The organism is Pseudomonas fluorescens, assembly GCF_004683905.1.
Lineage (GTDB): Bacteria > Pseudomonadota > Gammaproteobacteria > Pseudomonadales > Pseudomonadaceae > Aquipseudomonas > Aquipseudomonas putida_A.
This window is the reverse complement of record NZ_CP038438.1, coordinates 1,439,155-1,451,900: the sequence shown is the minus strand read 5'-3', so window position 1 is coordinate 1,451,900 and position 12,746 is coordinate 1,439,155. Positions and strand designations below refer to the sequence as shown.

General features: G+C 62.1%; 13 protein-coding genes. 4 read left to right on the top strand and 9 right to left on the bottom strand.

Annotated elements, in window-relative coordinates; translation table 11 throughout:
• Positions 1-192 precede the first annotated feature (192 nt).
• From E4T63_RS06580 to E4T63_RS06565, 4 genes are all read left to right on the top strand, one after another.
• On the top strand, positions 193-1,452 hold the full coding sequence (locus tag E4T63_RS06580; RefSeq protein WP_135295114.1) for an OprD family porin: 1,260 nt from the start codon (positions 193-195) through the stop codon (positions 1,450-1,452).
• Positions 1,453-1,639: 187 nt separating this feature from the next.
• Positions 1,640-2,830 carry an NAD(P)/FAD-dependent oxidoreductase gene (locus E4T63_RS06575; protein ID WP_135295113.1) on the top strand — a complete coding sequence of 397 codons (1,191 nt, stop codon included), beginning with the start codon at positions 1,640-1,642 and terminating at the stop codon, positions 2,828-2,830.
• 26 nt (positions 2,831-2,856) lie between these two features.
• Positions 2,857-3,213 (top strand): DUF1641 domain-containing protein, encoded by a 357-nt coding sequence (locus E4T63_RS06570; RefSeq protein ID WP_098967591.1) that lies wholly within the window; start codon positions 2,857-2,859, stop codon positions 3,211-3,213.
• A gap of 22 nt (positions 3,214-3,235) precedes the next feature.
• A complete protein-coding gene (locus tag E4T63_RS06565) occupies positions 3,236-4,054 on the top strand; it encodes a methyltransferase domain-containing protein (RefSeq protein ID WP_134785601.1) in 819 nt (272 codons plus the stop codon).
• A 122-nt stretch (positions 4,055-4,176) separates the two neighbouring features.
• Here the strand turns inward: E4T63_RS06565 and pcaC are convergent, their stop codons facing one another.
• The 9 genes from pcaC to E4T63_RS06520 form a co-directional block, all read right to left on the bottom strand.
• On the bottom strand, positions 4,177-4,569 hold the full coding sequence (gene pcaC / locus E4T63_RS06560) for a 4-carboxymuconolactone decarboxylase (protein WP_027614399.1): 393 nt from the start codon (positions 4,567-4,569) through the stop codon (positions 4,177-4,179).
• Between the two features lie 10 nt (positions 4,570-4,579).
• Positions 4,580-5,371 (bottom strand): 3-oxoadipate enol-lactonase, encoded by a 792-nt coding sequence (pcaD, locus tag E4T63_RS06555; RefSeq protein WP_135295112.1) that lies wholly within the window; start codon positions 5,369-5,371, stop codon positions 4,580-4,582.
• Between the two features lie 12 nt (positions 5,372-5,383).
• Positions 5,384-6,748, bottom strand: coding sequence for a 3-carboxy-cis,cis-muconate cycloisomerase (locus E4T63_RS06550; protein WP_134785600.1), 1,365 nt, complete (start codon positions 6,746-6,748; stop codon positions 5,384-5,386).
• A 46-nt stretch (positions 6,749-6,794) separates the two neighbouring features.
• A complete protein-coding gene (locus E4T63_RS06545; RefSeq protein ID WP_134785599.1) occupies positions 6,795-8,090 on the bottom strand; it encodes an MFS family transporter in 1,296 nt (431 codons plus the stop codon).
• Between the two features lie 269 nt (positions 8,091-8,359).
• Positions 8,360-8,926 carry a protocatechuate 3,4-dioxygenase subunit alpha gene (gene pcaG, locus E4T63_RS06540; protein WP_003222412.1) on the bottom strand — a complete coding sequence of 189 codons (567 nt, stop codon included), beginning with the start codon at positions 8,924-8,926 and terminating at the stop codon, positions 8,360-8,362.
• A gap of 1 nt (position 8,927) precedes the next feature.
• Positions 8,928-9,632 (bottom strand): protocatechuate 3,4-dioxygenase subunit beta, encoded by a 705-nt coding sequence (gene pcaH / locus E4T63_RS06535; protein WP_027614394.1) that lies wholly within the window; start codon positions 9,630-9,632, stop codon positions 8,928-8,930.
• 37 nt (positions 9,633-9,669) lie between these two features.
• Entirely contained in the window at positions 9,670-10,875 is a 1,206-nt protein-coding gene (gene pcaF / locus E4T63_RS06530; protein WP_209318226.1) for a 3-oxoadipyl-CoA thiolase, read from the bottom strand.
• Positions 10,872-11,651, bottom strand: a complete 780-nt coding sequence (locus tag E4T63_RS06525) for a CoA-transferase subunit beta (protein WP_027614392.1) — start codon at positions 11,649-11,651, stop codon at positions 10,872-10,874. The genes pcaF and E4T63_RS06525 overlap by 4 nt, the downstream gene beginning before the upstream one ends.
• On the bottom strand, positions 11,651-12,508 hold the full coding sequence (locus E4T63_RS06520) for a CoA transferase subunit A (RefSeq protein ID WP_003222404.1): 858 nt from the start codon (positions 12,506-12,508) through the stop codon (positions 11,651-11,653). The genes E4T63_RS06525 and E4T63_RS06520 overlap by 1 nt, the downstream gene beginning before the upstream one ends.
• Positions 12,509-12,746 lie beyond the last annotated feature (238 nt).

Sequence of the window (12,746 nt, the reverse complement as noted above, 5' to 3'; positions counted from 1 at the left end):
AATCCCGCCCATCGCCCCCCGCACCATTCGCTCCACAAAACCAATAACAACAGGTTCGACACCATGCTCCCGCGCCCTGTCCCGTCCGGCTGATCGCCGCCGCTTCATCCCTGATTCTGCAAGCTCGTGCCCGCCCCGAAAATGGCGGCAACGGCTCTGTTCGACCTAAAAAAAATAACAAGAGACCCTGCGATGACTCATCCAACTGCGCCGTACGCACTCCCCGGCCTGATCGCCCTGGCCCTGACCGGCGTCGCCCTCCCCGCCGCAGCCGAAGAAGCCGGTTTCGTCGAAGGTGCCAAGGTCAACCTCAACCTGCGCAACTTCTACATCAACCGCAACTTCACCAACCCGACCAAGGCTCAGGGCAAGGCTGAAGAGTGGACGCAGAACTTCATCCTCGACGCCAAATCCGGCTTCACCCAAGGCACCGTTGGCTTCGGCATGGACGTGCTCGGCCTGTACTCGGTGAAGCTCGATGGTGGCAAAGGCACCGGTGGCACGCAACTGCTGCCGCTGGATCACGACGGGCGACCGGCGGACAACTTCGGCCGCACCAACGTCGCGTTCAAGGCCAAACTGTCGCAGACCGAAATCAAGGTCGGCGAATGGATGCCGGTGCTGCCGATCCTGCGTTCGGACGACGGCCGTTCGCTGCCGCAAACCTTCCGTGGCGGGCAGATCACCTCAAAGGAAATCAACGGCCTGACCCTGTATGGCGGGCAGTTCCGCGCCAACAGTCCGCGCGATGACAGCAGCATGAGCGACATGTCGATGTTCGGCAAAGCGGCGTTCACCTCCGATCGCTTCAACTTTCAGGGCGGCGAGTACGTTTTCAACGAAAAACGCACGCAGATCGGCCTGTGGAACGCCGAACTCAAGGACATCTACAGCCAGCAATACCTCAACCTGACTCACAGCCAGCCACTCGGCGACTGGACGCTGGGCGCCAACCTCGGCTTCTTCTACGGCAAGGACGACGGCAGCGCCCGCGCCGGCGAACTCGACAACAAGACCTGGTCGGGGATGTTCTCGGCCCGCTACGGCGGCAACACCTTCTACGTCGGCCTGCAAAAACTCACCGGCGACAGCGCCTGGATGCGCGTCAACGGCACCAGCGGCGGCACCCTCGCCAACGACAGTTACAACGCCAGCTACGACAACGCTCAGGAACGCTCCTGGCAGGTGCGCCACGACTACAACTTCGCCGCCCTGGGCATCCCCGGCCTGACCCTGATGAACCGCTACATCAGCGGCGACAACGTGCACACCGGAACCATCACCGATGGCAAGGAATGGGGCCGCGAATCGGAACTGGGCTACACCGTACAGAGCGGCGCCCTGCGCGACCTCAACGTGCGCTGGCGCAACTCGACCATGCGCCGCGATTTCAGCAACAACGAGTTCGACGAGAACCGCCTGATCATCAGCTATCCGATCAGCCTGCTCTGAACCCGCACGCCGGCGCTGCACGAGCGGCGCCGGCATCAACCACTGGTCAGCCGGACTGGCGATTTGTCGAGGCGCAGATACAGTCAACAGAGTGTGTAAATTCTCCAGCCTGCTGTAGGAGCCCTTAGTTTTCTTCCGTTATCTCCGGATGCTGTACGCGAAGCTGCCTTGGCCACGGAGGTCAGGTATGAGCAAGCGAATAGTTATCGTCGGTGGCGGTGTAGGTGGAACCATGCTGGCCAATCAACTGGTCGGCAAGCTGTATCCCGAAGTTCTACGCGGCGACGTCTCGATCACATTACTGTCCAGTTCCCCCGATCATTACTACAAACCTGCGTTCATGTACGTGGCGTTCAGTCAGTTCTTCGAAGAGGAACTCAAACGTCCGGAACGCTCTTTGTTGCGCCCGGAAATCAGTTTCCACGTTGAAGAAGTCACCCGTTTCGACTTTCCCGGGCAGCAATTGCGCACCCGTAACGGCAAGCGCTTCGACTATGATTTTCTGGTGATCGCCACCGGCTGCGTGCCGGCGCCGGAACGCATCGAGGGTCTGCAAGAAGCCGGCGACCACTTCTATCAATACCTTGCTGCCCGGCAGTTGGCGCAACGCCTGAACACCATCGAAAAAGGCCGGATTTTCATTACCGTGTCCTTCCCGCAGACACCGAACGTCCCGCACCAATGCGGAATCGCGCCCGTGGAAACGACATTGATGCTGGATGACTTGTTGCGTCGCCGGGGCGTTCGCGAGCAAGTGGAAATCATCTACACCTACCCGACGGTTGCCCAGCTATTGCGCAATTGTCTGTTCTTGCAGCGCCCCACGGGTGAAATTCTGCCGAGCATTTTTGCCCGGAAAAACATTCAATTTCAGCGCGGCTTCACCCTGAGCCATGTGGATCCTGATGCAAAAATCGCCTACTCAGCCGAGGGCGATGAGCAACCCTTCACTATTCTGATGGCTACTCCACCCATCCAGGCCGTCGAGGTGGTGCGTGAGTGCGGCATCTCACACGCCGCCAATGATGAAGGATGGCTGCCGACCAATCACGAAACGCTGCAGGTCTACGGTCTGGAGAATGTCTACGTGATCGGCGACACCGTCGACCTGCCGGTCAGCAAGGCCGGCGGCGCCTGTCATAACCAGGCGCCGGTGATCGCCAACAACATCACCGCCCAGATCCGTCTTGGCGCACCCAACTCGGTATACGACGGTCGGGTACAGGCGGTAGCCCAAATGGGCCTGAATGCCGGGATGCCACTGTGGTACGACTACGCCCACGATGTGTTGCCGACACCCCCGACCAAATTGGGCGGTCTGCTCAGAAACGGTTTCAATCGCGGTCTTTACTGGGCGGTGGCCCGGGGAATGCTTTGACCCTGCACAGGGAGGAGTGATTGCTCATGAACATGCCCAAGGAAATGTCAGGCACGCCCGGGTTCACTGCCTTGATGGCAAAACTGCAACCGTTAATCGATGGCGGACGCCTGGAGAATATTGTCGACCTGCTTTCCCTGGTTTCCGATATCGCCGATCTGCTCGACGCGGCCATGGTGGAAAAACTCGCGCAATTGTTCGAGAGCGGCACAGCCGCCACCTGGACAGTCAGTAATGCAGTGCGCGTGGCCAAAGCCGAAGTATCGGCACAGTCAGCGGCGCCGGGCACTCTGGCGTTGCTCAAACTGCTGAATGAAGAGGACACACGCAAAGGCGTGGCCGTTGTCCTGAAAACCCTCAACGTCATTGGACGACAACTGTAAATCCGCCAGAGAGGACCTCCTCATGAGCGCCAAACTCGAAACGGCAGGGAACGCCTGCACCCACTGGGACGCCAAGGCGTACCAGCAGTTTTCCCGTCTCAGGCAACGCCCGGTCAACGAATTGCTCGACCGTATCGATCTGCCCGACCCCAGAAGAATTTGTGACCTGGGCTGCGGCACCGGCATCGCCACTCAACTGCTGGCCGAGCGCTGGCCGCGTGCGCAGTTGCTGGGTGTCGACAGCTCGCGGCAGATGCTTGATCAGGCCCGGTGCCTGCCGATCAACGCTCAATGGCAAGAGTGCGACCTGCTCGACTGGCAACCCGAACAACCGGCCGATCTGCTGCTCGCGGCGGCGGTGCTGCATTTCATTGGCGATCATCAACACCTGCTGCCGCGCCTGCTGGGGTATCTGCGCCCCGGTGGCTGTCTGGCGGTGCACATGCCGGACTGGCGCGATGCCTTGTGGTATCGACTGATGCTCGACACCCTCAACCATGCCGGACCGGGACACACCCCCATCGGCACACCGCAACTGCGCCGATGCATGGCGGCGCGGCCGTTGTTGACACTGGAGGACTACTATCGCTTGCTCGCGCCGCTGACCACGTCGCTGGAGATCTGGGAAACCGAGCAATTGCAGGTGGTTGGCGGCAAATCGCCGGTGTACGACTGGGTGAAGGTCTCGGCGCTGCGGCCGGTGATGCAGACGCTGACGTCACAGGAACAGGCGCGGTTTATCTACCACTACCTGATGCGGGTGCATAAGCATTACCCGCCCGAGAAAAACGGGCAGACTCTGTTTCCGTTCAAGCGGATTTTCATTGTCGCCAAGGTCTGAGTGTCTGTGCTGATTGATGCATCACGGCGTCTGCCGCTTTCGCGAGCAAGCCCGCTCCCACAGGGAAATGCATTCTAAATGTGGGAGCGGGCTTGCTCGCGAAGGCGTCAGTTCAGGCACCATCACTCCCGGGATTCGACTCCCAGCTCATCCCACACCGACTCCGCCAGATGAAACGTGGCATTCGCCGCCGGGATCCCGCAATAAATCGCGCTCTGCATGATCACTTCCTTGATCTCGCTCCGGCTCACACCGTTGTTGGCCGCCGCACGCAGATGCAATTTCAGCTCAGCCTCGCGGTTCATCCCGATCAGCATGGCGATGGTGATCAGGCTGCGCGTGTGCCGTGGCAGGCCCGGGCGGGTCCAGATATCGCCCCAGGCGTGACGCGTGATCATCTCCTGGAATTCCGAGTTGAACTCGGTCAGCGCATTCAGGCTGCGATCAACGTGGGCATCGCCCAATACCGCGCGGCGTACTTGCAGGCCTTCGTCGTAACGTTGTTTCTCGTCCACAAACTTCCCCTCACTGAGCGTTCAGAAACGCCAACACACGATCACTGAAAGCGGCACCGGCCTGCACGTTGGACAGGTGCGCAGCATAGAACTCGGCGTACTCGGCGCCGCGCACATGCTCCTGAATGAAATGCCCGCCGGACGGTGGCGTCACCGCATCTTCGGTACCCGCGATCACCAGAAGCGGCAGGTTGATCGAGGCCAGTTGCTCACGGAAATCGGCATCGCGCACCGCCGCGCAATTGGCCGCATAACCTTCAGGCGAAGTCGCCGCGAGCATGTCGGTAATTTTCTTCGCCGCGGCCGGATTGGCAGCGGAAAAATCAGGCGTGAACCAACGGGCAATCGACGCATCACGCAATGCGACCATCGCTGCCGGGCCATCACGCAACACGGTTTCGATGCGCGGATTCCACACCGACGGGTCGCCGATCTTCGCGGCGGTGTTGCACACGATCAATTTGTGCAGACGATGACCGGCATTGATCCCCAGCCACTGGCCGATCAACCCGCCCATCGACAATCCGCAGAAATGCGCGCGTTCGATGTGCAGCGCATCCAGCAAGCCGAGCACGTCGCGGCCCAGTTGCTCGATGCTGTAAGGCCCCGGCGTCACCAGCGACTGGCCGTGACCACGGGTGTCGAAACGCAGCACCCGGAAATGCTCGGTGAATGCCGGCATCTGCGCGTCCCACATGTGCAGGTCGGTGCCCAGCGAGTTGGACAGCACCAGCACCGGTGCGTCGACCGGGCCTTCAATAACGTAATGCAGTTCGCCATCGGCGAGTTGAACGAAAGCCACAGCCCTCTCCTTTCAGACAGACAATGCGTTGTGTTCGGCCACTGCGCGCTCGACCCAGGCTTGCGCCTGGCCGAGGTAATGCGCGGGGTCGAGCAGATGATCGAGTTCGGTGCTGCTCAGTTCGGCGGTCACTTGCGGCTCGTCGCCGAGCACCGCACGCAGGTGGCGCTGTTCGGCCACCGCGCGTTTGCAGCATTGTTCGAGCAAATGGTGCGCGGTGTCGCGACCGACCCGTTGCGCGAGGACGATGCTCACCGCCTCGGCCAGCACCAGGCCTTGGGTCAATTGGAGATTGCGCGCCATGCGTTCGGCGTCGACTTCCAGACCATCGGCCAGCAGGCGCGCCTGTTGCAGCGCACCGGACACCAGGCAGCAGATCTCCGGCAGGGTTTCCCATTCGGCATGCCACAGGCCGAGGCTGCGTTCATGCTCCTGAGGCATGGCGCTGAACAACGTCGAGACCAGCCCCGGGACCCGGGTCGCCGCGCCGATCAACACCGCCGCGCCGACCGGATTGCGCTTGTGCGGCATGGTCGAGGAACCGCCCTTGCCCGGTGCCGACGGCTCGAACACTTCCGCCGCTTCGGTCTGCATCAACAGACTGACGTCGCGCCCGAGCTTGCCGAGGCTGCCGGCGATCAAACCGAGTACCGCGCCGAACTCGACGATGCGATCACGCTGGGTGTGCCACGGTTGTTCCGGCAAGCTCAGTTGCAGCTCTTCGGCCAGCGCCTGCGCGATCGGCAGCGCTTGCTCGCCGAGCGCCGCGAGGGTGCCGGAAGCACCGCCGAATTGCAGCACCAGCAGCCGTGGTTTGAGTTCGCGCAGACGCTGACGGCTGCGGGTTACCGCGCCGAGCCAACCGGCAATCTTCATCCCGAGGGTCACGGGCGTGGCGTGCTGCAGCCAAGTGCGCCCGGCCAGTGGCGTCGCCGCATGCCGTTGGGCTTGGGTGGCGAGCGAATCGGCCAGCGCTGCCAGATCGCTTTCAATCAGCTCCAGCGCCTGCCGCAATTGCAGGACCAGCCCGGAATCCATCACGTCCTGACTGGTAGCGCCCAAATGCACATAGCGCTCGGCCTCGGCACTGCTCGCGGCGATCTGCTTGCCCAATGCCTTGACCAGTGGAATCGCCGAGTTGCCGGCCGTGGCAATCGCCTCGCCCAGCGCCGCGAAGTCATACAGACCGGCATTGCAAGCGGCGGCAATCGGCGCCACGGCAGACGCCGGAATCACCCCGACCCGCGCCTCGGCACGGGCCAGCGCCGCTTCGAAATCGAGCATCGCCTGCACCCGGCCCTGATCGCAGAACACCTCGCGCATGTCGCGGGCCGTGAAGTAGGCATCGAACAATTGATTGCCCGGTCGCTGAGTCATAAACAGTCCTTGCCGGCGCGGGCCAATGCGGCCCGCGCACATCGGTTTACAGATCGTGGTGCAAGTACGCCGCCTGTTTCGGCAGGCGCAGGCTGAACAGGAACGCCACCGCCATCATCACCGTGACGTACCAGTAGAACGCGTTTTCCATGCCCCCGGCCTTCAGGCTCAGGGCCACGTATTCGGCCGAACCGCCGAAGATCGCGTTGGCCACCGCATAGGCCAGACCGACGCCGAGGGCGCGGACTTCCGGCGGGAACATTTCGGCTTTCACCAGGCCGCTGATCGAGGTGTAGAAACTGACGATTGCCAGCGCCACGGTGATCAGCGCAAAGGCCAGAATCGGGCTGCTGATGCTTTTCAGGCTCAACAGGATCGGCACAGTGAACAGCGTGCCGAGCGCGCCGAACCAGAGCATCGAATTACGTCGGCCGATCTTGTCGGCGAGCATGCCGAACAGCGGCTGCATGCACATGTACAGGAACAGCGCGCCGGTCATGATGTAGCTGGCGGTCTTGGCGTGCATGCCGGCGGTGTTCACCAGGTACTTCTGCATGTACGTGGTGAAGGTGTAGAAAATCAACGAGCCACCGGCGGTGTAACCGAGCACGGTGATGAACGCGGCTTTGTGATCACGGAACAGCGCGCGGATGCTGCCGGCGTCCTTGTTCTCGCGCATTTCCTTGCTGGTGGTTTCTTTCAGGGAGCGACGCAGGAACAGCGAAATCACCGCCGCCACCGCACCGACCACAAACGGAATGCGCCAGCCGTAAGCACGCAGTTCATCTTCACTGAGGAACTGTTGCAGGATCACCACCAGCGACACCGCCAGCAGTTGCCCGCCAATCAGCGTCACGTACTGGAACGAGGCAAAAAAGCCGCGCTGGCCCTTGAGCGCGACTTCACTCATGTAGGTCGCGGTGGTGCCGTACTCGCCACCCACCGACAGGCCTTGCAACAGCCGCGCGAACAGCAACAGCAGCGGTGCCCAGACGCCGATGCTGGCGTAAGTCGGCAGACAGGCGATGAGCAGGGAGCCGAAGCACATCATCAGCACCGAAATCATCATCGAGGTCTTGCGGCCCTTCTTGTCCGCCAGCCGCCCGAAAATCCAGCCGCCAATCGGGCGCATCAGAAACCCGGCAGCGAACACCCCGGCCGTGTTGACCAGTTGCACCGTGGGGTTGTCGGAGGGGAAAAACGCCGGGGCGAAATAGATCGCGCAGAAGGCGTAGACGTAGAAGTCGAACCATTCGACCAGGTTGCCGGACGAGGCACCGACAATGGCGAAGATGCGCTTGCTGCGCTCCTCGCCGGTGTAATGAGCGGTGGTGGTTGTCATTGTTTTTTACTCTGAAGGGACAGGTGAGAGTCTAGACACACTTCGCAACAGTCCCGTTCCACAGATACATCCACGAGGCATTACACAACCCCTCCTCTGAAAGAGGGCTTGTGGCGAGGGGATTCATCCCCGATCGAGTGCGCAGCACTCGCAAATCTGGCAGACGCGGTGTGTCAGTTTCACCGTGAACTCCGGTCTTGGGGCTGCTTCGCAGCCCATCGGGGATAAATCCCCTCACCACAAACTCACTCCAATGGAACGAGGTGCGATCAATAATCGAAGAACACCGTCTCCGCCTCAGTGCCCTGCAAAATCACATTCCACTGATACACACCCGCCGCATCCGGCTTCGCCAGCAACGTCCCGCGGCGCTCCGCCGGCACACATTCCAGCAGCGGATCATTGACGTTCGCCGGATCGCCTTCGAAGTAGATGCGTGTCAGCAAGTGCTTGACCAGACCACGGGCAAACACCAGCACCACCAGATGCGGGGCCTGGGTCGAGCCCTTCAGGCCTTCGACCGTGCCCGGTTTGATCGTGGTGAAACGGAAGCGCCCTTCGGCGTCCACCGGCACCCGGCCAAAACCTTCGAAGTGCGGATCCAGCGGTTTGTCCTGCTCGTCTTCCGGGTGCGCGTATTTGCCGGCGGCGTTGGCCTGCCAGACTTCGAGCATCGCGTCGTTGACCACATCGCCGTTGCCGTCAACGACTTGGCCGGTGATCGCCACGCGCTCGCCGAGGGTTTGTTCGACCGCGAGATTTTCGCGGTTCAGCCAGGTCAGGCCGATGTGGTAGTACGGCCCGACGGTATGGGACGTGGTGGCAGTCAGCGTCATCTTATTTCTCCATCGGCGTGGCGTCGCGGCCGCGCAAGACGATGTCCCAGCGATAGCCGAGGGCGTAGGACGGAATGGTTTTTTCCAGATCGAAAGCGGCGATCAGACGTTCCTTGGCGGAGGTGTCCGGCACGCAGTTGTAGATCGGGTCGTAGGCCAGCAGCGGGTCGCCGGGGAAATACATCTGCGTCACCAGACGGGTGAGGATGCTCGGCCCGAACAGCGAGAAATGGATGTGCGCCGGGCGCCACGCGTTGTGATGGTTACCCCACGGATAGGCGCCGGGCTTGATGGTCTGGAACTGATACCAGCCATCGGCGTCGGTCACGGTGCGGCCGGTGCCGGTGAAGTTCGGGTCCAGCGGTGCGTCGTGCAGGTCGCGCTTGTGGTTGTAGCGGCCGGCGGCGTTGGCCTGCCAGATCTCCACCAGAATCCCCGGCACCGGCAAACCGTTTTCGTCGAGCACACGGCCGTGAATGATGATGCGCTCGCCCAACGGCTCGCCGTCGTGCTGGGCGGTCAGGTCGTTGTCCTTCTCGGCGACGCGTTCGGCACCGATGGTCGGGCCGGTGATCTCCGACAACGAATGCGGCAGAAACACCAACGGCTTGGACGGCGAGCGCAGGTTGGTGGATTGATACGTCGGGTGCAGGTATTCAGGCTGGGTGCCTTCCTGCGGACGACGGTAGCCAGGCTTGTCAGTCATTTCGCTTTCCTCAGTTCTTATCAGTCGACGCGCTGCGTCAGACGCGTTCGATGGCCAGGGCCAGACCCTGCCCGACGCCGACGCACATGGTCGCCAGACCTTTCTTGCCGCCGGTCCTTTCCAGCTGATGCAACGCAGTCAGCACCAGTCGCGCCCCGCTCATGCCCAACGGGTGGCCCAAGGCAATCGCGCCACCGTTCGGGTTGACCTGCGGCGCATCGTCGGCCAGACCCAATTCACGCAGCACCGCCAAGCCTTGGCTGGCGAAGGCTTCGTTGAGTTCGATCACATCGAAATCGCTGACCGCCACACCAAGACGCTCGATCAGTTTGCGCACCGCTGGCACCGGGCCGATGCCCATTACCCGAGGTGCGACACCGGCACTGGCCATGCCGAGCACTTTGGCGCGGGCGGTCAGGCCGTGTTTCTTCACCGCTTCGGCAGACGCGAGAATCAGCGCAGCAGCACCGTCGTTGACGCCGGACGCGTTGCCAGCGGTAACCGTCTTGTCCGGGCCGTTGACCGGCTTCAATCTGGCCAACGCTTCAAGCGTGGTGTCGGCGCGTGGATGCTCGTCCTGGCTGACCACGGTTTCGCCCTTCTTGTGGGCGATTCGCACTTCGACGATTTCCTCGGCGAAGTAGCCCGCCGCTTGTGCAGCGGCCGTGCGTTGCTGACTGCGCAGGGCGAAAGCGTCCTGATCGGCACGCGAAACCTTATAGTCGTCAGCGACGTTGTCGGCGGTCTGCGGCATCGCGTCGACGCCGTACTGGGCTTTCATCAGCGGGTTGATGAAACGCCAGCCGATGGTGGTGTCTTCCAGTTTCATGTTGCGCGAGAACGCTGCGTCCGCCTTGCCCATCACGAACGGCGCGCGGGACATCGACTCGACGCCGCCGGCAATCGCCAGCTCCATCTCGCCGCTGGCAATCGCACGGAAAGCAGTGCCGATCGCGTCCATGCCCGAAGCGCAGAGACGGTTGAGGGTCACGCCCGGCACGCTCTCCGGCAGACCCGCCAGCAGCAGCGCCATGCGCGCCACGTTGCGGTTGTCTTCACCAGCCTGGTTGGCGCAGCCGAGGAACACTTCATCGATTGCATTCCAGTCCACCGAGGGATTGCGTTCCATCAGCGCCTTGATCGGCACGGCGGCCAGATCGTCGGCGCGCACGGCGGACAGACCACCGCCGAACCGGCCGATGGGGGTACGAATCGCGTCGCAGATATAAACGTCACGCATCATGCTTCTCCCGGTGCCTGGCCGTGGGCGGCGGCGGTGCGCGCTTCGAGATCGCGCAGTGCAGTCAGTTCGACCTCGGTCGGTGCCGCCGTGGTTTCAACGTTGTCGGCAAAGCGGATCGCCCAACCGGTGGCGGCGACCACTTGCTCGCGGGTCACGCCCGGATGCAGTGCGGTGACCACGAATTCGTGGGTGCCCTGCTCCGGTTCCATGATGCACAGGTCGGTGATGATCCCGACCGGGCCGGCACCCGGCAGGCCCAGACGCTTGCGCGAATCGCCGCCCTCGCCGTGACCGACCGAGGTAATGAAGTCGAGCTTGTCGACGAACGAACGCGCCGACTGCTTGAGGATAATCAACACGCTCTTCGCCGAACCGGCGATTTCCGGCGCGCCACCGGCACCCGGCAGGCGCACTTTCGGCGCGTGGTAATCGCCGACCACGGTGGTGTTGATGTTGCCGAAACGGTCGACCTGCGCCGCGCCGAGAAAACCGACGTCGATGCGCCCGCCTTGCAGCCAATAGCGAAAAATCTCACCGGTCGGCACGACGGTGTCGGCGGTCTCCGCCAGTTCACCATCACCGATCGACAGTGGCAACACGCTGGGCTTGGCGCCAATCGGGCCGGATTCGTAGATCAGCACCACATCCGGCGATGAGGTCAGGCGCGCGAGGTTGGCGGCTTTCGACGGCAGGCCGATACCGACGAAGCACACCGAGCCGTTCTTCAGGCGACGGGCCGCCGCGACGGTCATCATTTCATTGGTGGTGTAAGTCATTACTTGGCCTCCGAAGCAGCGGCCAACTTGGCCTGAAACTCGCTGAAGTCAGCGCAGCCATGGATGTATTCGTTGATCCACGCGGTAAACGTCTCACGGTCGCGGGCGATCGGATCCCACGCCTGATAGAAGCGATTGTCACGCTCGGTGTAACCGTGGGCGTAGGACGGATGCGCGCCGCCGGGTACATGGCAAACCGCGCTCAAGGCCCAGGTCGGCAACACGCAAGCGTTCATCGGGGCGTTGAGGTTGTCGACGATTTCCTCGACGGTGACGATGCAGCGCTTGGCCGCCAGTGCCGCTTCTTTCTGCACCCCGAGAATGCCCCACAGCAGCACGTTGCCCTGACGGTCGGCTTTCTGCGCGTGGATCACGGTGACGTCTGGACGCACCGACGGCACGGCCGCCAGCACTTCACCGGTGAACGGGCAGGTCACGGATTTGATCAGCGGGTTGACCTTCGGCAGGTCGGAACCGGCGTAGGCCCGCAGCACGGCGAACGGCAGGCCGGAAGCGCCGGCGACGTAGGCATTGGCCAGGTCGGCGTGGCTGTGCTCTTCGATTTCCAGGGCATGCGGCCACTGCTTCTCGACCGCATCGCGCAGACGGTGCAGCGAACCCACACCCGGATTGCCGCCCCAGGAAAAGATCAGCTTGCGTGCACAACCGGCACCGATCAGTTGGTCGTAGATCAGGTCAGGCGTCATCCGCACCAGGGTCAGATCTTTCTTGCCCTGCCGAATGATTTCATGACCTGCCGCCGTAGGGATCAGGTGAGTGAAGCCTTCGAGCGCGACGGTGTCGCCGTCGTTGACGAATTGCTTCACCGCGTCGTGCAGCGAAAGGATCTCAGCCATGGAGCAGGCTCCCGTTTTTGTAGTGAATCGCCAGTGATAAAAAGGCGCGAGGTTCAGCGCCGGAGTCACTGAAGATTAAGCCGCTGAAAATCGCCAAACAATCCGATAATCGACTGAGTGTTCGTTTATCGAACGGATTGTTATCACCCTATCAATCACAAGCAAAAGCTTCGCGAGCGAGCCCGCTCCCACATTTGAAATGTGTTTTCCCTGTGGGAGCGGGCTTGCTCGCGAAGGC

Bases quoted from the DNA above. Each gene is read 5' to 3' on its own strand.
- E4T63_RS06570 (WP_098967591.1), top strand. From the start codon at position 2,857: ATGAACATGCCCAAGGAAATGTCAGGCACGCCCGGGTTCACTGCCTTG.
- E4T63_RS06525 (WP_027614392.1), bottom strand. From the start codon at position 11,651: ATGACTTACACCACCAATGAAATGATGACCGTCGCGGCGGCCCGTCGC.
- E4T63_RS06520 (WP_003222404.1), bottom strand. From the start codon at position 12,508: ATGGCTGAGATCCTTTCGCTGCACGACGCGGTGAAGCAATTCGTCAAC.
- E4T63_RS06545 (WP_134785599.1), bottom strand. From the start codon at position 8,090: ATGACAACCACCACCGCTCATTACACCGGCGAGGAGCGCAGCAAGCGC.
- E4T63_RS06575 (WP_135295113.1), top strand. From the start codon at position 1,640: ATGAGCAAGCGAATAGTTATCGTCGGTGGCGGTGTAGGTGGAACCATG.
- pcaG (WP_003222412.1), bottom strand. From the start codon at position 8,926: ATGACGCTGACTGCCACCACGTCCCATACCGTCGGGCCGTACTACCAC.
- E4T63_RS06580 (WP_135295114.1), top strand. From the start codon at position 193: ATGACTCATCCAACTGCGCCGTACGCACTCCCCGGCCTGATCGCCCTG.
- pcaF (WP_209318226.1), bottom strand. From the start codon at position 10,875: ATGATGCGTGACGTTTATATCTGCGACGCGATTCGTACCCCCATCGGC.
- E4T63_RS06565 (WP_134785601.1), top strand. From the start codon at position 3,236: ATGAGCGCCAAACTCGAAACGGCAGGGAACGCCTGCACCCACTGGGAC.
- pcaH (WP_027614394.1), bottom strand. From the start codon at position 9,632: ATGACTGACAAGCCTGGCTACCGTCGTCCGCAGGAAGGCACCCAGCCT.
- E4T63_RS06550 (WP_134785600.1), bottom strand. From the start codon at position 6,748: ATGACTCAGCGACCGGGCAATCAATTGTTCGATGCCTACTTCACGGCC.